The following is an 18,337-nucleotide window of genomic DNA, read 5'->3' as shown; positions in this document are numbered from 1 at the left end:
GCTAAGCATGCTTATTGTAGAGAATGTAGCGACGCAAGAAGAGGTGATCACACCCTGCACTTCGCCACCCACAGGAAGGCCACGGCCCGATGACCAGCAACCTTGATCCAGATGCCCGGACCAGCTATCGCCTGATTACGTTGGCAGCCCGGCTGGTGCAAAGGCGGCAGGACGATGCCTTGGCGCACTTGGGCCTGACACGGGCTGCCGTCATAGCTTTGGAAAACTTGGCCGCCGGGCCCCTTAACCAGGAGCAGCTCGCGGAGGCCATCCGCGTCCAGAGCCAGACCTTGGGACGCGTATTAATCCGGCTGGAGGGCGCCGGGCATATCACCAGGACCCGCCAGTCCACCGACCGCAGGCAGTTCAAAGTTGAATTAACGGAATCCGGCGCCGCGGCCCTGGAAGCTGCGCGCCGGGCGGAAATCAACGCATATCCGGATGATCCAGGTATTGGCTGGAAGGTCCTCAGCGAGGAACTGGCAAAGTTTGTGAGTGCCTTGCCTGCGGACCGGGAGCATGGCGGCGTAGTCCCCTTTGCCGCCACTGAACACCGCACGGTGAGGCGCCCCCAAGGCGGCCGCGGCAGCGGCCTCCGCGGCGTGGACCAGCCCCGCCCCTGAGGCGCTTGTCCGACGCCGGGCGGGCTGCCACGTGTGCGGCCAGGCAGCGTAGCTAAGCCGCGCAGGCGTCCTTGAGTGCCTGGACGGATTCGCCCGGCACTTCGTCTCCGGCCGCGGCGATCTGGCCTAACGGCGTCGTGATCTCTGCGGGGACTCCGGCTGTACGTGCGGCGGAGACCAGGCCGGCCAGCGCCTGCTTGTCCTCCACGCTGACCAGGCCGTCCTGCACCACCGCGCAGACCTGCCGTTTCACTTCGGCAGCGCCTGCGGCGGCTACCTTGGAGGCGGCGTCGCTGGCGGCATTGCCGGCAGCCTCCTCAACGGCACCACAGCCGGCGAGGAGCAGGAAAAGGGGAGCGGCGGACAGGGCGGCAAGGCGGCGTTTCATCAGCCCAGCCTATCGGTCCGAGGCAAACCCGTGCCGGAACAGGGCATCCCGGCAGGACCCCTGCTCAATTCCTGCTGATTAGCGCCTGCTCGCCGCCGGAACGCCGAGGATGCTGTCCAGCAGCGCGTTCCGGAACTTCCCGTCAGGATCGTGGGCCGATGCCAGCGAGCGGAAGTCGGCGAAACGCGGGTAGAGCGACTCCCAGTCATGGCCGGCCGGGGAGAACAGTTTGCCCCAGTGCGGTCGGGTTCCGAAGGGCCGAAGTACTTCCTCAAGTTCCGGCAGGACCGCCTCCACCTCAGGCTGCAGCGGCTTCCACGTGAAGTGGAGGGCCACGCTCTGCTGCCGGTAGAAGGGGCTGAGCCAAAATTCATCGGCAGCACCGGTGCGGATCTCGGAGACAAACAGCAGCGGCGCGAGCTTGGGCGCGAGCCCCCGCACCGCCTCGATGGCGGCCGGGGCGTGCTCCAGGGGCAGGATGAATTCGCTTTGCAGTTCCTCACCCTTGCTGGGTGTGAACTCATGGCGGAAATGGGGCAGGCGGTCCAGCCACTGGCCCGGCTCGTCCATCTGGAGCGTGCAATTCTCGGCGGACATGTCCGGCAGCGGGTGCCTGGGGGTGCGGGCGGCTGTGGCACCGAACAGCTCACCCAGCGGCGGCTCCGAATCCAGTGCCTTGAGCCACACCTGGCTGATGGAACCGCCGGCGTAGTCCGTGAAGAGGCTGACGCTGTAGGCGCTGGACACGATTTCCGGAAAGTTGGCCAGCGCGCGGTCCCATGGCAGGTTCTCCAGGACGCGCTGGCGCATGCGGAAGCTCGGCTGGACGCTGAGTTCCAGGCCGGTGATGATGCCCAGGGCGCCGAGACCCACCACGCTGCCCAGGAATTCGTCGCCGTCCGCGCGGGAGAGGGACGCCTGTTCACCGGAGGGCCGCACGAGGTGGATCGCTTCGACGGCACCGGCCAGGGACTGGTTGTCCACCCCCGATCCGTGCGTTCCAGTCTGGACCGCACCCGCCACGGAGATATGCGGAAGGGACGCCAGGTTGTGGATGGCCACCCCGGACTGTTCCAGCGAGCGGCACAGCGTTCCGTAGCTGACCCCGCCGCTGACACGGACGGTCCGGCGCTCCGGGTCCAGTTCGATCTCCCGGGGCAGGCCGTCCAGGAGCACGTGGACGCCGTCGGTGTCGCCCACCCGGTTGAACGAGTGGCGGGACCCCAGGGCTTTGACCCGGCGGGCCCCGGCCACGATGTCTGCCAGTTCTTCCACTGACGACGGCTGCCGGACCTCCGATGAGGCGTACTCGAGGTTCCCTGCCCAGTTCTTCATTGAGTCGGCTTTCCGGTCGGTGGTGGAAATGGCTCCCTCAACTGTCAGCGCTAACAATCAGGCTGTCAAGGCGCGTCCGTTCCCCTCCTGCCGGGCGGCGGAGCTGGTGCGCGGCGGCGGGACCCGACGGCGGCCGGTGGCTTCGAAAGCGGCTGCAAGCTCCAGCAGGCAGGTGTCACTGTAGGCCCTGCCTGCAAAGGTCAGTCCCACCGGCATGGCGATGTCCGCAGCCAGTCCCATCGGGACCGTTACCGTGGGGATGCCCAGATGCCGGGGGACCAGGTTGCCGTTGGACACCCAGACGCCGTTGCGCCAGGCCTGCTCTGCCGAGTGCTCGTTGCGGTCGGCGTCGGCAGGCCCGACATCCGCGGCGGCCGGGAACACCACCGCATCAAGGACCAGGCCGTCCATCCATTCTTCCAGGTCAATCCGGCGAGTTTTCTCCAGGCCGCGCAGCCCTTCGGCCAGATGGGGAATCCCGGACAGGACAGGCACCCCGTTGTCCCGTATCCACGCGGGGTAGTCGCTGATGTCGTCCTCAAACCCGTGGTACCGGTCCGGCAGCGAACCGTCCGGGGCAGGGAAGATGCTGGCGCCGTCGACGTCGGACAGTCGGGAGAGGTTCGGGTCCCCGTTGGCGTCCAGGAAGTCGTGCCAGGCCCAGGCCGAGAGGTCCACGATCTCCCTGCGGAGGTATTCGGGGGATACCAGGCCCCTCGTGGCAATGGTGGGTGCGCCTGGCCGGTCTTCCTCATAGTTGGAGACCACCGGGAAATCCACCTCCACTACTTCCGCCCCGGCCGCCTCCAGCGCGCGGCGGGCAGCATCCCACAGATCCATGATGGAAGCCCTGGTCCGGATGCGCTGCCCGGTGGGCCCGCCAATCCCCGGGGCGGGAGCCGTGCCGGCCTCCGCATCGGCGTTGATGTACATCCGCGGGACCCCCAGGCGCTTGCCGGCCAGCACGTTCGCCGCAGCTGCGGGGTCCGTGACGGCCAGCTCCAGATAGGAGGCGGGGCGCACCTCGGACGCCTTTGGCACGTCAACCCATGGCTGCATCCGCCAGAAGTCGCCGCGGGTTTCGGCGTCGTCGGCCACCACCACGTCCAGCACCTCCAGGAGGTCATCCATGGTGCGGGTATGCGGAACCACCACGTCCATGGTGGGAACCAGCGGCCAGTTGCCGCGGACCGAGATCACGCCGCGCGAGGGGGTATAGGCGCAGAGTGCATTGTTCGACGCCGGCGCCCGGCCGGAAGACCAGGTCTCCTCCGCGAGGCCGAAGGCTGCGAAGCTGGCAGCCGTGGCGGTTCCGGAGCCGTTCGAGGATCCGGAGGCAAACGCCGCGGTCAGGTATTCCGCGTTGTAGGGGCTTTCCGCCCGGCCGTACACGCCGCGCTGCATGCCGCCGTTGGCCATGGGCGGCATGTTGGTGAGGCCGATCAGGACCGCCCCGCCGGACCGGAGCCGCTCGATGGTGAAGGCATCGCGCCGGGCCACAAGGTCCTTGAAGGCCGGTGAACCGGCCGCTACCGTCAGTCCCGCCACCTGGTAACTGTCCTTGGCGGTGTAGGGGATGCCGTCCAGTGGGCCCAGGGTGGAGTTCCGCGCCCGCCGTTCGTCGGAGGCCCTCGCCTCCGCAATGGCCTCGGGGTTCAGTACCACCACCGAGTTCAGGCGGATGCCGGACCTGTCGTAGGCCTCGATCCGCTGCAGGTACTCGCGGACCAGCTCCTCGCTTGAGACCCGCCCCGCTTCCAGTGCTTCCCGGAGTTGCCTGATACCTGCTTCCACCACGGTGAACGGGCTCACGCTGCCGCCTCCTGCCGCCCGGCCGGCACCGGCTGCTGCTGGGTGATGCAATGGATGCCGCCGCCAAAGGCGAAGATGTCCCGCGCGTCCACCAGTTCTATGGTGCGGCCCGGATAGGCGCGTCCGAGTATTCCTGCGGCAACGGCGTCGTTCGGGTCATCGAAGCTGCAGAGGATTACTGCGTTGTTGGCCACGTAATGGTTGATGTAGGACCAGTCCACGAACCCCTCATCGTCTTCAAGGGCGGCAGGGGCGGGCACATCGATGATGCGCAGTGGCCTGCCCTGGGCGTCGGTCTGCCCGGCCAGGGTGGAATGGAGTTCCTGGTAGACCTCATGGTCGGGGTGGGCGGGATTGTCCTGGCGGTGCAGCAGGACAGTGCCCGGGCCGGCGAAGGCAGCTACGATGTCCACGTGCCCGCGGGTGCCGAATTCACCGTAATCACGGGTGAGTCCGCGGGGCAGCCAGATGGCCTTGGTGGTTCCCAAGGCCTCGTGGATCGCGGCTTCCACCGATTCCTTGGTGGCGCCCGGGTTTCGCTGGGGATCCAGCTGCACCGTTTCGGTGAGAAGGACCGTTCCCTCGCCGTCCACGTGGAAGCCGCCGCCCTCGTTGACCAGGGAACTCGGATTGACCGGCACTCCTGCGTGCGCCGCCAGCACCCGGCCCACGTTCCGGTCGTTGCCCCATTGGGCCCACTGCTGGGCGCCCCAGCCGTTGAACACCCAGTCGACGGCGGCCACGGTACCGTCCGGACGGCGGGTGAAGGTTGGCCCGCTGTCACGCAGCCAGGCGTCATCGAGCGGAACCCCAAGGACGGTGATGCCCTCCCCGAGCCACTCCCTGGCGGCCGTCGTGTCACGGGGGTCAGCCAGCACGGTCACCGGTTCATAGCGGCTGATGGTGCGCGCAACGCGCGCCCAGGCCCCACGGGCGCGGTCAAGGGTGGGGCTCCCGGATGGGCCGAAGGTGTGGTTGGGCGGCGGGAAGGCCATCCAGGTGCCCTGGTGGGTTTCCCATTCGGCGGGCATGCGGGCGGGTGCTGCGTCGAGCGTCAATGCTGGGACGGCAGGCGGAAAAGCTGATGAATAAATGAATGGCATTCATTTATTATGGAGACGGTGCTGCTGCCGCGCAAGGGGTTGGGAAGAAACTCCTGAATGATGGGCTAAGCAAGGTGCAGCCGTTACTGGCTCGTGTCGTCGCCCTTCCGGTCAACTGCTGCGAGGATCACCCGTGCCAGTTCCGCCGGCTTGGTGAACTGGGGCCAGTGCCCCGTGGGAAGGTCCACGAACTCCACGTCGCGGACCCGCGCCAGTTCGGCGACAAAGGGGTGGCCGGCGTCGATCCATTCGCAGAGCAGCGAGGAGGGGAATTCGCACGCAATCACGGTGGCCGGGACGTCATAGCGGCGGGTATCGTGCAGGTGCTGCCTGCCGTAGGCCACTCCCTTGGGTTGCGGGATGGCACGTGCGCGGAATGCTTCCCGCAGTCCGTCGTCGAGGTCAATGAGGTCGGCATCGTCGAAGCCTTCCCACGGCGGCAGCGGAATGTCGTCGCCATCGGCCGGCAGTTCGTTGTTGATCACGTCGCCTTCACCCAGAGGACCGCTGTCCACGTAAATGGCTCGTTCCACCCGGTCCGGGCGCGCGTCCAGCGCGCCGTGGATGACGGCGCCGCCCCCGGAGTGGCCCACCAGGACCACCTTGCCCTCGAGGGCGTCAATGGCGGCAACCACAAAGTCGATGTGGTCCTGGAGGCTGATGCCTGACCGGTCCGCGTCAAGGGATTCAAGGCCGGGCAGCGTGAGTGGATGCGGCCGGTGTCCCGCGGCCTCCAGTGCCGGGACCACCTCCTGCCACGAAGAGGCATCCAACCAGAAACCGGGTACCAGGATGATGTCCATGCTGGAACCCTAACTTGTTGCGGCAGGCGTGGGTAGCGTCAGGGGAGCTTGTGCAGCGGCAATTGGCGGGCCGGTGACAGGGGCGTGTAGTCCAGTGATTTAAGCGGGAGCGGCCCCTTGTCCGTGACCGTTTTGATGGCGTGCTGTTCCGAGCGCGGGAAGACGAGCGACGTCAGTGTTTGCTCGCCGTCGTTGACGAACACTTCGACGGAAGAGTAGTCAACGAAGACAGCCAGCTTCACAAGGCCGTCCTTCGCCGGGGCTGTTGCAGCCCGCCGCTGGGTGAAGAGCGGGCCCAGGTCTCTGTCGGCGGGCTGCTGCCGGTCCAGGAACACGGTGCCGTCCTGGAAGTTGTAACCGATGGCTGCAAACGCCGAGCCGCCGCTTTCCATGGAAATCCGTGCCTCGGATCCGTCATGGGGTCCGGGCCGCTCAAGCGTCACGTCCAGCCGGTACGCCCCTCCCTGGGAGGACGGAAGCTTCTTGATGCCGTCGGGTGTGGACCCTTGGAGATCCAACGTCTGGCCCCCGAGCCGGCCCAAGGTTTTCGCAGGAGCAGAGACAAGGGTCGGGCGGTCCTGGACGGTTTTGAGGCGGATGTCCCGGATGAGGGTGTCCATGCCGCCGTGCCAGTCCGCGGTTGGGAGCTTCCGGGCATAGTCCCAGTTGTTCATCCACCCGATTGCCTGCCGGGACTGCATTTTCTGGCCTTCGGTGAGCCGGGGGTCGTCCCAGGTCACGGCTGCGTAGAAGTCGGATCCGGCGTCCAGCCACTGATGGTCCTCGTCCCGGGGCGTGAAGCGGGTTCCGTCCCAGCTTCCGGTCCAATAGGCGACGCCGGTGGTTCTTCCCTCTTCTGTTCCATTGGCGCTTGCCGCGAGCACCCAGGTTCTCTTGGCAGGATCCCCGTCCAGATCCAGCTGGAACAGGTCGGGACATTCCAGTGTCCCCAGGCCGGTCCGCTCGAAACCTGAAACGTAGCGCCAATCCTTGAGGTTGGAGGAGGTATACATGCCGATCTTGTGTCCCTCGGCAAGGACCATGAGCCACTGGCTGCGTTCCCCGTCCCAGACAATTTTCGGGTCCCGCCAGTGCTCCGCTCCGGGGTTGTCCATCACGGGATTGCCCTCGTACGCGTTGAAGGTGTATCCGCCGTCGGTTGAGTAGAACAGGGACTGGCGCTGGACGCCCTGGTCCTGCTGCGTCAGTACTGAGATGACGGCGCCGTGCCCAAATCCGGCAGTGTTTTCGTAGTCCACCAGCGCGCTGCCGGTTTCAATGTCCCCCAGCCCGTTTTTGTACTTCTCAATGGCCACCCCTTCGTCCTTCCAGGTCAGCAGGTCTTCACTGGTGAGGTGGTACCACTCGGTTCCGTTTCCCTCCGGATAGTCGGAGTTGTACAGGTAGTAGTAATGCCAGAGCCCATTGAGGAAAAAGGGCCGCTGCGGATCATTCATCCAGTTGCGTTCGGGAGTGATGTGGTAGTTCGGGCGGTACTTCGATGAGTCCTGCGGCCGGTCGGCGATTGACCCGGGCTCCGCTGGCTGTTCCTGCAGGCCAACGTCGGAAAGCATTCGCCGGAGGGCCTCATCAGTGACGCAGCCGGGCCGGCGGATTTCCCCGGCTCCTGCCGCAACAGCGCCTTCCTCGAGGTTTGATCGCACGTAGATTTCGCCGTCAACCCGGGCTGCTGCTACCCAGCCGTCGTCGCAACTGATGCTCCTGAGGTCCGCTACCCCTTCCGCCTGGACCGGATGGGCGGCAGAGAGGCTGTGGTCACCGCCAGTCAGCCAATAGGAGGCATAAACGCCCGCCGCATCCTTGGATGCGGACTGGGCTGTCGCAACACTCCGAAGGGCCTCTTCTGCCCGCACTTTGGCGCTCGACCCCTCGATCCGGACAACGGTGGAGACAATGGCGGCCAGGATTGCGAGGGCTGCCGCTATTGCCCAGGCGGTGCGCCGGCTGGCGGGAGTACGGAGATCAGGTTTTTCCGACATGGTGACCATTTCAGTTGGGGCTGCTTGTCCGGCGCCGGTGCGCCACGGCAACGGAGCGGGACGCCTGGGATGGCGCCCCGCTCCGCACTGGTGCCGGCTACCGCACAGGCAGGGAACTGCCGGTGCGCCGCCTGCAAGCAGGATGTGTCGTCGAGGTGCTGGTTACTTGTAGTGTCCCTCGCCGCCGACACGGACGTTGGTGGGCAGGTAGCCGAACGGGCCAAGGCCGTTCTCGCCGAAGCTGCGGTCAACCTGCGTGACGCCGTTCTTGAAGTTGATCTTCACGGTCGGGGACAGGGAGCCGCCGCGGACGCCGTTGACGTTGTCGATGAACGACTGCACGAGTCCATTGGGCTGCACGTAGTGCGAGTAGGCCTGGAACTGCCGGCCGTTCTGCTGGCCCGAGATAGTGCCGCTCGGGTTGTTGGCCGGCAGGTTCAGGTCGGTGGGCGAACCGAGTGCCAGGCCGGAGTTGTTGACGGGCTGGTAGTCGGAGCGCACGCCGTCGCCCACGAAGCCGTAGACGCCGTCGGGGCCGCGCATGCCGGCCGCGTACGTGAACTGGTGACTGATCGTGTACAGGTAGTACTTGTTCTTGCCGTCCTCGTTCTGGATGAAGATCTGGGGACGTTCAGTCTGGTCGTTGACGCAGTTCGCGGAGAGGATCGGAGGCAGGAAGGACCACTTGGTCAGGTCCTTGTTGTCAGCCACGGCGAGGCCCACATTGCCGGTCTGGTAGAAGGCGCCGCTGCTGTTCACTTCGTCGAGGGATTCTGCGTTGGCATCGCCCTCACGGTAGCCGAGGTCTTCCTCGGTGCACTGGTACTCGCCGCGGTTGCCGGCCGTATTGCCTTCGAAGACCATGAAGGTCTTGCCGGGGTGCGCCGGGTCGGCGAAGGTGAACGGGTCGCGGAATGCAAAGCCCGGATTCTGCTCCTTGGTCTGGTACATCGTGCCGTCCGGCTCGAGCAGCTTGGTGTGCTCGAAGCCGTCGAACCAGACGCGTTCCTCGTTGGCATGGATGTTGCCGAGGGCCTTGGCAATTGCCGCGTCCGGGGCGATGCCGCCGCCGCCGGCATTCCGCTCAGCCACGTCGTGGAAAGTGGTGGCCGTGTAGAACACGTTCACATGGTTGCCCTGCATCAGGCGGGTGGAGCCGGACCACTCGGTGTTGCCGATGGAAGATCCGTCGACGAAGAGGTGCCCGCCGTAGTTCCACTTGTCCTTGGCCGGGTCCGCATTGGTCTTGCGGAAGAAGAAGCCGATGCGGGCGTTCCAGTGGCGCTGGTCGAAGTTGTAGCCGGCGTGGCGGTCAGCGACGAGCGAGAAGATGACGTCGTAGCCCTTGTAGCTGATCTGGTTGGCATTCTCGTCCGTCAGGGACCAGGTGTCCCAGACCCAGACGTCCTCATTCATGGTGGGGAAATCCTCGGGGATTTCCGGCATGGTGACGTCGGGGCTCATGGAGTTCTGTCCGGGAGCCACCGTGGTGTCGCTCTGCGCCATGATCTGGCTGGCATCGGCGCGGGTCCACTTGGAGGTGAAGTCCGACGCCGGGTCGAAGGCTTCCTGGGTGTGTTCCGTGGGGAGCGGGAAACCGGGGGTCGGCGCCGGCATCTGCTCTGCGGCCGGCGGATCGGCAGGCTCGTTGGCCTGCGCCGACGGCACGGCAAGGAAGGTCGAGGCAGCCACGGCTGTAGCCAGTGCCGCGGCGGCGGACCGCCACCGCGGCATCCGGGGGGTTTGGGGGTGCTTGTGCATTATTGCTCTTCTCGCGGAGTTGTAACTGTTCGTGGAAGACGGGCATCTGCCCTCATTTCCCGATACTCCGGCGGCCCCGATTCCGCAGGCGTCATCAGGGACGCCGTTGTTCGGAGGCGAACCGGCGTAGGACCGCCGGTTCAAAGGCCAGGAGACTTTGTGGGCTCCCGGCCGCACCCACCGTAGGGAGAGGCGGGAACCAGGCGCAAGTATGTTTCCATGCACCCCAAAGCCAGTTCGCGGGACACATGTAAGCGCTTACATCTGAATACGCGCGCGTAAAGGGTCCGGCCATCCAAGTCAAATGTTTCTTCCGGAACAGATTCCCACCCGGCCCACGCAGACCGGGGACAAGTCCCCTTACGGTCATGCGGCCGCCCCTGGCAGCCGGCGCGGACGGGGGTGGGAAACGCCCGTCCGCGCGCATCCCGCCTAGGGGAAACTGGGGACGTAGCTGGGTACCCCGACGGCGTCCGTCGACACGGGTGCGCCGGTGTCGTTGATGACGTGGTCCAGGGTGCCGGCACCCAGGTTGACGGTCAGCAGGCTGTGCAGTGTCACGCCCGGTGTCACAGGTACCTCGAAGCCGCGGGTGGCGTGGATGGTGGGGTCCACGTTGTTGTAGACGTAACTGCCGCCGCCCCAGAGTTCGTGGGTCTTGACCGAATCGGCGACTTTGTAGCCCGCCCAGCCGAGGACCCCGTCGTGCTGCCAGGCGGCCTGGTTCGGCGCGTCATAGGGCAGCTCGTTCTGGAAGAAGACGGTCCTGCCGTTTTCGCCGTTCCAGATGACGTTGTACTCCTGGTAGTGCTCGACAAACAGGCCGGTGGCGGTGACGTTGTTACCGTTGATGATCACGCCGTTCCTGCCGGTGTTGGTGGTCCAGCCCACCCCGTTGCCGTGGTCGGCGCGCCAGGCCCAGATGTGGTCCAGGAGAACGTTGTCGCTGTTGACCTCCAGGCTGACCGAGGCTTTGCCCACGTGAGGTCCGCCGATGCGGAAGAACACGTCATGGAGCACGGTGGGGTTGCCGGGGTCCGTGCGGACAGCCGGGTTGGCGGCGCCGCCGCCGCCCTGCGTGGCCTTCCCGATCCGCATGAGTGCCGGTGAATTCACCTCGCCGGCATCAATCGTGACGGCGGCAATGTCCACGCCGGGCACATCCGCGACGGTCAGCGGGACGGCGCCGTTGATGGCGGTGAGGGTGGCGATCCCCAGCCCCAGGACGATGGTGTTGGCCCTCTTGACCTCGATGCTCTCATCAATGCCGTAGACCCCCGGGGTGAGCAGGAGGTTCTTGCCGCGTGCCAGCTGGGAATTGATGGTCTTGACCGAATCCGAGGGGCGGGCCACATAGAAATCTGACAGCGGGATGCTGCGCCCCGCCGTCGGGCCGTTTTCCCACGTGGTCCCGGCGGAGTCCGTGCGGACGGCGGGAACGAACACGCTGTACTGGCCGGCGGCATCCAGCGTGAGATAAGGCTTTTCGCGGCTGATAGGCGTGCTCGCCAAAGTGGTGTACGGCGGGTTCGGGAAGGACTGCGCCGGTGCCCCGTCCACTCCGGAGAAGACCTGGTTCCAGACGCCGTTGGACCAGTTGCCGATGCTGCTGTCACGCACGAAGTACTGCTGCTGTGAGCCGTTGATGACATCGCCCGTCTTGGAATCGGCGATGAAGCCGCCGCTGGCGTATTGCGGTCCGGCGGTGCAGTAGTCCATGAGGGAGAGGTTGCCGCCGGTGATGTTGATCCGCCGCATGGGGGACGCCTGCGAGGCCGCCCAGAAATTGGCGGAGCTGCGGCAGCCTTCGAGGCCGGTGACATTGATGGTGAGGTTGGACAGGGACCGCCAGAAGTTGTTCAGGGCGATGCAGTTGTCCGCGGCGAGGCACCGGTTGTAGACGTCCACGTGCCCGTTGATGGTGACATCCGTGGGGGAAGCGCCCAGCCCCGCCACCTCGGTGGAGTAGCCCACCTGGACGATGAGCGGCTCTTCGGCACTGCCGTAGGTTCCCGGCTTGAACAGCAGTGAGTAGCGTTTGGAACCCATCTCATCGTCCACCTGTTCAGCGGCGATGGAATCAACCGTGGCCTGGATTTCGGCCACCGGCATGCCGGGGTCGAAGATCCGGACGTTGGGTCCGAAGTCAGGCTCTGCAACCTGGGGAAGGGCAGGGGGAGCAGCCGGTGCGGGAGCCTGTTGCGCTAATGACTTTGAAGCCGATGCCTTTGAAACGGCGGGAGCGGCCGGCGCAGCAGCGGCCATGCTTCCTCCGCTGGCGACCAGGCCGGCGAGGAGGGCGACGGCGCCGGCGACAGTGCCGGCGACGTGCCGGCGCCGGGCCTGGGTGCGCCCCTGCTGCGGGTTCTGGGGTCTGCCGGCGCGCGGAGGATGGGGGACGTGGGCTAGCGGCATTGCTTGTCCTGTTCGTTGGCGGGAATCGTCGAGCGTGGGCGACAGGAAAAGCTGCAGCCGTGGGAGCGCTCTCGTCGGGGAAGCGTAACACCGCGGGGGAGTACCGGCAAGGGTCGCGTGGAAGCGCTCCTACCGCCTCTTGACAAGGGGTTGTGAGGTGGGACACCATGTGGTGAGAGCGCTCCCACGCTCGGCCACTGCCGCGGGGCAGTTCCACCGCACCACCTCTCCGCCTCCGACCGTCATGTGGGTCGACAGGGCATTTTTTCTGACGAAGGAGTCTTTCCTGTGAAAAACCCAACCAAGTTCTCTGTGTTGTCGGCTGCGGCCGCCTGCCTGGCCCTGTCGCTGACGGCCTGCGGCTCGTCCGCTCCTGAATCAGGCGGCGTCGACGGCGCCACCGGCTCCGATCCCGTCACGCTCACGGTGGGTACCTTCAACGAATTCGGGTACGAAAAACTCTTTGAAGAGTACGAAGCGCTGAACCCGAACGTGACCATTGAGCACAAGAAGGCGGCAACCACCAACGAGGCACGGGACAACCTCACCACGCGCCTGGCCGCCGGCTCCGGCCTGTCCGATATCGAGGCCGTTGAGGTGGACTGGCTTCCGGAACTGCTGCAGTACCCGGACCGCTTTGCAGACCTGAAGGACCCCGCTGTGGAAGGCCGCTGGCTGGACTGGAAGGCCGAGGCCGCCACGACCGCCGACGGCAAGCTGCTTGGCTACGGGACCGACTCCGGCCCTGAAGCAGTCTGCTACAACGCCGAGCTGCTCAAGAAGGCCGGCATGCCCACCGAACGCGGGGAAGTTGCCAAGATGCTGGGGACCACCTGGGACAGCTACTTCGAGGCCGGCAAGGCCTTCAAGGCCGCAAGCCCGGATTCCGCATGGTTCGACTCGGCGGGGGCGATCTACCAGGGCATGAGCAACCAGCTCGAGAAGGTCTATGAGGAAGAGGACGGCACCGTCATCGCCACGGAGAACCCGAAGGTCAAGGACACCTACAACCAGGTCCTGGAGGCCTCCACCAGGGACGGGCTGTCCGCCCACCTTAGCCAGTGGAGCGACGACTGGGCCTCCGGCTTCCAGACGGGCGCCTTCGCAACAACCCTCTGCCCGGGCTGGATGCTGGGGGTCATCGAGGGCAACGCGGCCGGGGTCACCGGCTGGGATGTTGCCAACGTCTTCCCCGGCGGCGGGGGAAACTGGGGTGGTTCCTACCTGACGGTTCCCACCCAGGGCGAACACCAGGCCGAGGCCAAGAAGCTGGCAGGCTGGCTGACCGCCCCTGAGCAGCAGATCAAGGCCTTCACCGCCAAGGGCACCTTCCCCAGCCAGAAGGAGGCGCTTGAAAGCAGCGATCTGCTGGGCCAGACGAACGCGTTCTTCAACGGCGCGCCCACCGGCCAGATCTTCGCCGAACGCGCCAAGGCTGTTGACGTGACCCCGTTCAAGGGAACCAAGTACTTCGCCATCAACGATGCCATGCAGCAGGCCCTTACCCGCGTGGACGTTGACAAGTCGGACGACGCCGCCTCCTCCTGGGAGAAGTTCGTCACCGCAGTGAAGTCCCTCTAAGCATGGCTGTCACCGACCGGGTCCGGCCACGGAGCGGAGGGGCGCAGGTTCCCCCGGAAGATACGAAGGGCGTCCGGCGCCTGGCCTTCTCGCAACAGGTCTCCAGGTGGGACGTCAAGTTATCCCCCTACCTCTACATCTCGCCGTTCTTTATCCTGTTCGCCGTCACCGGGCTCTTCCCGCTCGTCTACACAGCGTGGGTTTCCCTGCACAACTGGAACCTGATCGGCGGACAGGGGAAGTTCACGGGCCTGGAAAACTATGCCTTCGTTGTGGCCCAGCCCTACTTCTGGAACGCCGTGGGCAACACCTTCAGCATCTTCATCCTGTCTTCAGTCCCCCAGGTTGTCATCGCCCTGGTGATAGCAGCGGTGCTGGACGCGAACCTGAGGGCAAGGACATTCTGGCGGATGGGGGTCCTGGTGCCCTTCGTCGTTGCACCGGTGGCGGTGGGCCTGATCTTCAACAACCTCTTCGCGGACCAGTTCGGGCTGATCAACGGGATGTTGGCGGGGGCAGGGCTGGACCCGGTCCGGTGGCATTCCGACCCGCTGGCAAGCCATCTGGCAATCGCCACCATGGTGAACTTCCGCTGGACCGGCTACAACGCGCTGATCTTCCTCGCAGCCATGCAGGCCATCCCGCGGGATGTGTTTGAAGCGGCAACCATCGACGGGGCCGGCAGGCTGCGGCAGTTCTTCTCCGTGACCGTCCCCATGCTGCGGCCCACGGTGATCTTCGTGGTGATCACCTCCACCATCGGCGGCCTGCAGATCTTCGACGAGCCGCGGGTCTTTGACCAGTCCGGCCTGGGCGGAGCGGACCGGCAGTGGCAGACGCTGACCATGTACATCTGGGAACTCGGCTGGGGCCAGCGCAACTTCGGCAGGGCCTCTGCCGTTGCCTGGCTGCTCTTCCTGATCATCGTGCTGATTGCCCTGCTCAACTTCCTCATTACCACGCGCATCGCAAGCCAGGGAGGCCGTAAGTGAGCTCCATCCCCATGATTGAACAGACTGCCGGGAAGGGGGCCGCCCGGGCAGCAGCGCGGCGCCGGCCAGGTGCCAGGGGTCCCGGGGCTGGCCACGGCGGTGCCCGCAGGCCAGGCTTCCTCACCTACGGCTTCCTGGGTGCCGTCCTGCTGGCGTCACTCTTTCCGTTGTATTGGTCCTTCCTGGTGGGCAGCCATGACAACACCGTCCTGAGCCGCGGCATCCCGCTGCTGCCGGGCGGGAACTTCCTGGCCAACGCCGCCAAAGTCTTTGACAGCATCCCGTTCTGGAAGGCGATGGGCAACAGCCTCATCGTCTCGTGCGTGACCGCGGCTTCCGTCGTCGTATTCTCCACCCTTGCCGGATTCGCCTTCGCCAAGCTCCGCTTCCGCGGCAGCAAGGGGCTGCTGGTGTTCGTCATCGCCACCATGGCGGTTCCCACCCAGCTCGGCGTCGTCCCGCTGTTTATCGTGATGTCCAGGCTGGGGTGGACCGGCTCGCTTTGGGCTGTGATCATTCCGGGCGTTGTTACCGCCTTCGGCGTGTTTTGGATGACCCAATACCTGCGTGACGCCCTCCCGGATGAACTCATCGAGGCCGTGCGGATGGACGGGGCTTCCATGATCCAGGCCTTCTGGTACATCGGATTCCCGGCCGCGCGGCCGGCGGCCGCCATGCTCGCCCTGTTCACTTTCGTGGCCACCTGGACGAACTTCTTCTGGCCGTTCATTGTCCTTGACCCGTCGAACCCCACCCTTCCGGTGGCGCTGCAGCTGTTGCAGGCCGCCCACTTCGTGGACTACTCCGTGGTCCTGGCCGGAGCCGTCCTGGCCACCGTCCCGCTCCTGCTCCTGTTTATCGCGGCAGGCCGCCAACTCGTATCCGGAATTATGCAAGGAGCAGTCAAAGGATGAGTTCCACCCAACTTCCGTTTCCGGAGGGCTTTCTCTGGGGCGCGGCAACCGCTGCCTACCAGATCGAAGGCGCAGCACACACCGGGGGCCGGCAGGACTCCATCTGGGACGTGTTCGCCCGGGTTCCCGGCGCCGTGGCGGACGGCCACAACGGCGACGTGGCCTGCGACCACTACCGGCGCTACAAGCAGGACGTGGCGCTCATGGGCCGGCTGCACATGAAGGCCTACCGCTTCTCCACGTCCTGGGCCCGCTGCATGCCCGACGGCGTCACGCCCAATCCCGAAGGCATCGCCTTCTACTCCCGCCTGGTGGATGAACTGCTTGCTGCCGGAATCACGCCGTGGCTGACCCTCTACCACTGGGACCTGCCGCAGGCACTTGAAGACAAGGGCGGCTGGGCCAACCGGGACACGGCCTACCGTTTCGCCGAGTACGCGGCGCTCATGCACGGCGTCCTGGGGGACAGGGTCCGGATCTGGACCACCCTCAACGAGCCGTGGTGCTCGGCGTTCCTCGGCTACGCCGCCGGTATCCACGCGCCGGGAAGGCAGGACCCGCAGGCCGGACTTGCCGCCGCCCACCACCTGCTGCTCGGCCACGGCCTGGCAGCCCGTGCGCTGCGCCGCGAGGATCCGGACGCCTCTGTGGGCATCACCCTGAACCTGACGGTCCCGGATCCGCGGGATCCCGGCAGCGAGGGTGACCGGGACGCAGCCAGGCGGATCGACGGCCAGTTCAACAGGATCTTCCTGGATCCGCTGTTCAGGGGCGAGTACCCGGCTGACCTGCTGGCAGACGTGGCGCACCTTGGAATGGCTGACCTGGTGCAGGACGGGGACCTGGAGATCATATCCACGCCGCTGGACCTGCTGGGCGTCAACTACTACCACGGGGAATCCCTCACGAAGGATCCGGCGGACCCCGGGGAACTGGCGGGGCAGGAGACGACGGCGGCTCCGGGGCAGGCAGCCCGCCCGGTGTCCTCCCCGTTCGTGGCAGCCGACGGCGCCCGATCGGTATCCCGCGGCCTGCCGGTGACGGGAATGGGCTGGGAGGTCCAGCCGGAGGGGCTGCGGCGCCTGCTCAACCGGCTGCAGGCTGAGTACACGGGTCCTGCCGGGATCCCCATCTACATCACCGAAAACGGTGCAGCGTACGACGATGTCCCGGACGAGGCGGGCTTCGTGGACGACCAGGACCGGCTGGGGTTCTTCGCGGCACACCTCCAGGCGGTGCATGATGCCATAGCTGACGGCGTGGACGTCCGCGGATACCTGGCGTGGTCCCTGCTGGACAACTTCGAGTGGTCCTTCGGCTACCACCAGCGCTTTGGCCTGGTCCGGGTTGATTATGCAACCCAGGAGCGCATCCCGAAAGCCAGTGCCTGGTGGTACTCGGCGGTGGCCGCATCCAATGCCATTCCGGCCGGCAGCAGCCCCGTGCCGTCTACGGAGCCAGGTGTCGTATTGTCTGTGTAATGAACGAAAAGTCCCGCCGGCCCGGCCTCCTGCACGCCGGGCGGCCCAGCCCGACGCTCGAGGACCTCGCCACGGCCGCCGGAGTGTCCCGCTCCACCGCGTCCAGGGCGATCAACGGCGGGCTGAAGGTCAGTCCGGAGGCCCAGGCCGCCGTCGACGCTGCGATCGTGGCGCTCGGCTACACGCCGAACCGTGCGGCCCGGAGCCTGGTGACCAGGCGCACCGGATCCATTGCGCTGGTCATCCCGGAGCCGGACGCACGGGTGATGATGGACCCCTTCTTCGCCGCCGTCATCACCGGCGTCAACGAGGCACTCCGGGGCACCGACATGCAGCTGGTGCTGCTGATGTCCCGGGCTGGGGATGACTCCGCCCGGACCATGCGGTACCTGCGGGGCGGGCACGTGGACGGCGCGATCGTGGTCTCGTTCCACAAGGCGGACGACTGGGCGGAGACCCTTGGCACAACCGGCCTGCCCACTGTCTTCATCGGCAGGCCCTGGGCCGCGGGCTTCGGCGTCCCTTATGTGGACCTGGACAACTTCGAGGGCGGCCGGCTTGCCGCCCGCCACCTGGCCGCCACCGGGTGCACCCGGCTTGGAACCGTGGCAGGACCCGCCGACATGACAGCGGCAGTCGACCGCCTGGACGGATGGATGCAGGGTGTCCGGGAGGCCGGGCTGCAGCCCGGCCCCGTCATCCATGGGGACTTCACGACGGCGGGCGGCGCCGAAGCGGCAAGGAACCTGTTCTCCGAGGCGCCGGAGCTCGACGGCGTTTTCGCCGCCTCGGACCTGATGGCCCTGGGTGTCATTGAAACTGTGCGGGGCGGGGGCCGGAGGGTTCCGGAGGACGTTGCTGTTGTGGGGTTCGACAACCATTCCCTCCTGGCGGCCAATGGCATGGGCCTGACCACTGTGACGCAGCCGATGGTGGATATGGCCGTGACAGCCGGACAGCTCCTGATCCGCGCGATCGAAAACCCGGAAGAGCAGCTGGAACCGGTCATCTACCCGGCCGAACTGGTGGTCCGGGGCAGCACCGCCCGCTGACCCGGACGTCGCCGCGCCGGCTTTCACCGCACCAAAGTGGCCCTTGTGGTTTCTGTCACTACTGCCTACTCTGTGTG

General features: G+C 66.1%; 14 protein-coding genes. 6 read left to right on the top strand and 8 right to left on the bottom strand.

Going from position 1 to position 18,337, the window contains the following annotated elements; genetic code table 11:
* Positions 1 to 89 precede the first annotated feature (89 nt).
* On the top strand, positions 90 to 623 hold the full coding sequence (locus GK109_RS09505) for a MarR family winged helix-turn-helix transcriptional regulator (RefSeq protein WP_157240029.1): 534 nt from the start codon (positions 90 to 92) through the stop codon (positions 621 to 623).
* Positions 624 to 675: 52 nt separating this feature from the next.
* Here the strand turns inward: GK109_RS09505 and GK109_RS09500 are convergent, their stop codons facing one another.
* The 8 genes from GK109_RS09500 to GK109_RS09465 all read right to left on the bottom strand — a co-directional run bounded on the left by GK109_RS09500 (position 676) and on the right by GK109_RS09465 (position 12,240).
* Positions 676 to 1,011 carry a hypothetical protein gene (locus GK109_RS09500; protein ID WP_157240027.1) on the bottom strand — a complete coding sequence of 112 codons (336 nt, stop codon included), beginning with the start codon at positions 1,009 to 1,011 and terminating at the stop codon, positions 676 to 678.
* A 78-nt stretch (positions 1,012 to 1,089) separates the two neighbouring features.
* Positions 1,090 to 2,346: a D-arabinono-1,4-lactone oxidase gene (locus GK109_RS09495; RefSeq protein ID WP_157240025.1), complete on the bottom strand. Its 1,257-nt coding sequence runs from the start codon at positions 2,344 to 2,346 to the stop codon at positions 1,090 to 1,092.
* Positions 2,347 to 2,403: 57 nt separating this feature from the next.
* Positions 2,404 to 4,158 carry an amidase gene (locus tag GK109_RS09490; protein ID WP_370460502.1) on the bottom strand — a complete coding sequence of 585 codons (1,755 nt, stop codon included), beginning with the start codon at positions 4,156 to 4,158 and terminating at the stop codon, positions 2,404 to 2,406.
* On the bottom strand, positions 4,155 to 5,261 hold the full coding sequence (locus GK109_RS09485) for an agmatine deiminase family protein (RefSeq protein WP_157240022.1): 1,107 nt from the start codon (positions 5,259 to 5,261) through the stop codon (positions 4,155 to 4,157). The genes GK109_RS09490 and GK109_RS09485 overlap by 4 nt, the downstream gene beginning before the upstream one ends.
* A gap of 83 nt (positions 5,262 to 5,344) precedes the next feature.
* Positions 5,345 to 6,064: an alpha/beta fold hydrolase gene (locus tag GK109_RS09480; RefSeq protein ID WP_157240020.1), complete on the bottom strand. Its 720-nt coding sequence runs from the start codon at positions 6,062 to 6,064 to the stop codon at positions 5,345 to 5,347.
* A 38-nt stretch (positions 6,065 to 6,102) separates the two neighbouring features.
* Entirely contained in the window at positions 6,103 to 8,064 is a 1,962-nt protein-coding gene (locus GK109_RS09475; protein ID WP_157240018.1) for a glycoside hydrolase family 32 protein, read from the bottom strand.
* 162 nt (positions 8,065 to 8,226) lie between these two features.
* On the bottom strand, positions 8,227 to 9,825 hold the full coding sequence (locus tag GK109_RS09470) for a glycoside hydrolase family 68 protein (protein ID WP_157240016.1): 1,599 nt from the start codon (positions 9,823 to 9,825) through the stop codon (positions 8,227 to 8,229).
* A 432-nt stretch (positions 9,826 to 10,257) separates the two neighbouring features.
* Complete coding sequence (locus GK109_RS09465) at positions 10,258 to 12,240, bottom strand: adenylyl cyclase (protein WP_157240014.1); 1,983 nt, start codon at positions 12,238 to 12,240, stop codon at positions 10,258 to 10,260.
* A gap of 288 nt (positions 12,241 to 12,528) precedes the next feature.
* On the opposite strand from GK109_RS09465, the gene GK109_RS09460 reads away from it, so the two are divergent.
* Genes GK109_RS09460 through GK109_RS09440 form a run of 5 tightly spaced genes read left to right on the top strand, consistent with a single transcriptional unit; the run spans position 12,529 to position 18,260 of the window.
* Positions 12,529 to 13,821 (top strand): ABC transporter substrate-binding protein, encoded by a 1,293-nt coding sequence (locus tag GK109_RS09460; RefSeq protein WP_370460501.1) that lies wholly within the window; start codon positions 12,529 to 12,531, stop codon positions 13,819 to 13,821.
* Between the two features lie 2 nt (positions 13,822 to 13,823).
* On the top strand, positions 13,824 to 14,813 hold the full coding sequence (locus tag GK109_RS09455; RefSeq protein ID WP_157240012.1) for a carbohydrate ABC transporter permease: 990 nt from the start codon (positions 13,824 to 13,826) through the stop codon (positions 14,811 to 14,813).
* Complete coding sequence (locus tag GK109_RS09450; RefSeq protein ID WP_321214941.1) at positions 14,810 to 15,727, top strand: carbohydrate ABC transporter permease; 918 nt, start codon at positions 14,810 to 14,812, stop codon at positions 15,725 to 15,727. The genes GK109_RS09455 and GK109_RS09450 overlap by 4 nt, the downstream gene beginning before the upstream one ends.
* Positions 15,724 to 17,208, top strand: coding sequence for a glycoside hydrolase family 1 protein (locus tag GK109_RS09445; RefSeq protein WP_157240010.1), 1,485 nt, complete (start codon positions 15,724 to 15,726; stop codon positions 17,206 to 17,208). The genes GK109_RS09450 and GK109_RS09445 overlap by 4 nt, the downstream gene beginning before the upstream one ends.
* Positions 17,208 to 18,260 (top strand): LacI family DNA-binding transcriptional regulator, encoded by a 1,053-nt coding sequence (locus tag GK109_RS09440; RefSeq protein WP_157240009.1) that lies wholly within the window; start codon positions 17,208 to 17,210, stop codon positions 18,258 to 18,260. Before GK109_RS09445 ends, GK109_RS09440 begins: the two co-directional genes overlap by 1 nt.
* Positions 18,261 to 18,337 lie beyond the last annotated feature (77 nt).

The organism is Pseudarthrobacter sp. GA104, assembly GCF_009741265.1.
GTDB lineage: Bacteria > Actinomycetota > Actinomycetes > Actinomycetales > Micrococcaceae > Arthrobacter.
This window is presented reverse-complemented; position numbering and strand designations above follow the sequence as displayed.

What these genes read in the sequence shown, in the direction of transcription:
- GK109_RS09470 (WP_157240016.1), bottom strand. Translation starts at nt 9,825, where the DNA reads ATGCACAAGCACCCCCAAACCCCCCGGATGCCGCGGTGGCGGTCCGCC.
- GK109_RS09485 (WP_157240022.1), bottom strand. Translation starts at nt 5,261, where the DNA reads ATGCCATTCATTTATTCATCAGCTTTTCCGCCTGCCGTCCCAGCATTG.
- GK109_RS09500 (WP_157240027.1), bottom strand. Translation starts at nt 1,011, where the DNA reads ATGAAACGCCGCCTTGCCGCCCTGTCCGCCGCTCCCCTTTTCCTGCTC.
- GK109_RS09495 (WP_157240025.1), bottom strand. Translation starts at nt 2,346, where the DNA reads ATGAAGAACTGGGCAGGGAACCTCGAGTACGCCTCATCGGAGGTCCGG.
- GK109_RS09445 (WP_157240010.1), top strand. Translation starts at nt 15,724, where the DNA reads ATGAGTTCCACCCAACTTCCGTTTCCGGAGGGCTTTCTCTGGGGCGCG.
- GK109_RS09480 (WP_157240020.1), bottom strand. Translation starts at nt 6,064, where the DNA reads ATGGACATCATCCTGGTACCCGGTTTCTGGTTGGATGCCTCTTCGTGG.
- GK109_RS09465 (WP_157240014.1), bottom strand. Translation starts at nt 12,240, where the DNA reads ATGCCGCTAGCCCACGTCCCCCATCCTCCGCGCGCCGGCAGACCCCAG.
- GK109_RS09455 (WP_157240012.1), top strand. Translation starts at nt 13,824, where the DNA reads ATGGCTGTCACCGACCGGGTCCGGCCACGGAGCGGAGGGGCGCAGGTT.
- GK109_RS09440 (WP_157240009.1), top strand. Translation starts at nt 17,208, where the DNA reads ATGAACGAAAAGTCCCGCCGGCCCGGCCTCCTGCACGCCGGGCGGCCC.
- GK109_RS09505 (WP_157240029.1), top strand. Translation starts at nt 90, where the DNA reads ATGACCAGCAACCTTGATCCAGATGCCCGGACCAGCTATCGCCTGATT.
- GK109_RS09475 (WP_157240018.1), bottom strand. Translation starts at nt 8,064, where the DNA reads ATGTCGGAAAAACCTGATCTCCGTACTCCCGCCAGCCGGCGCACCGCC.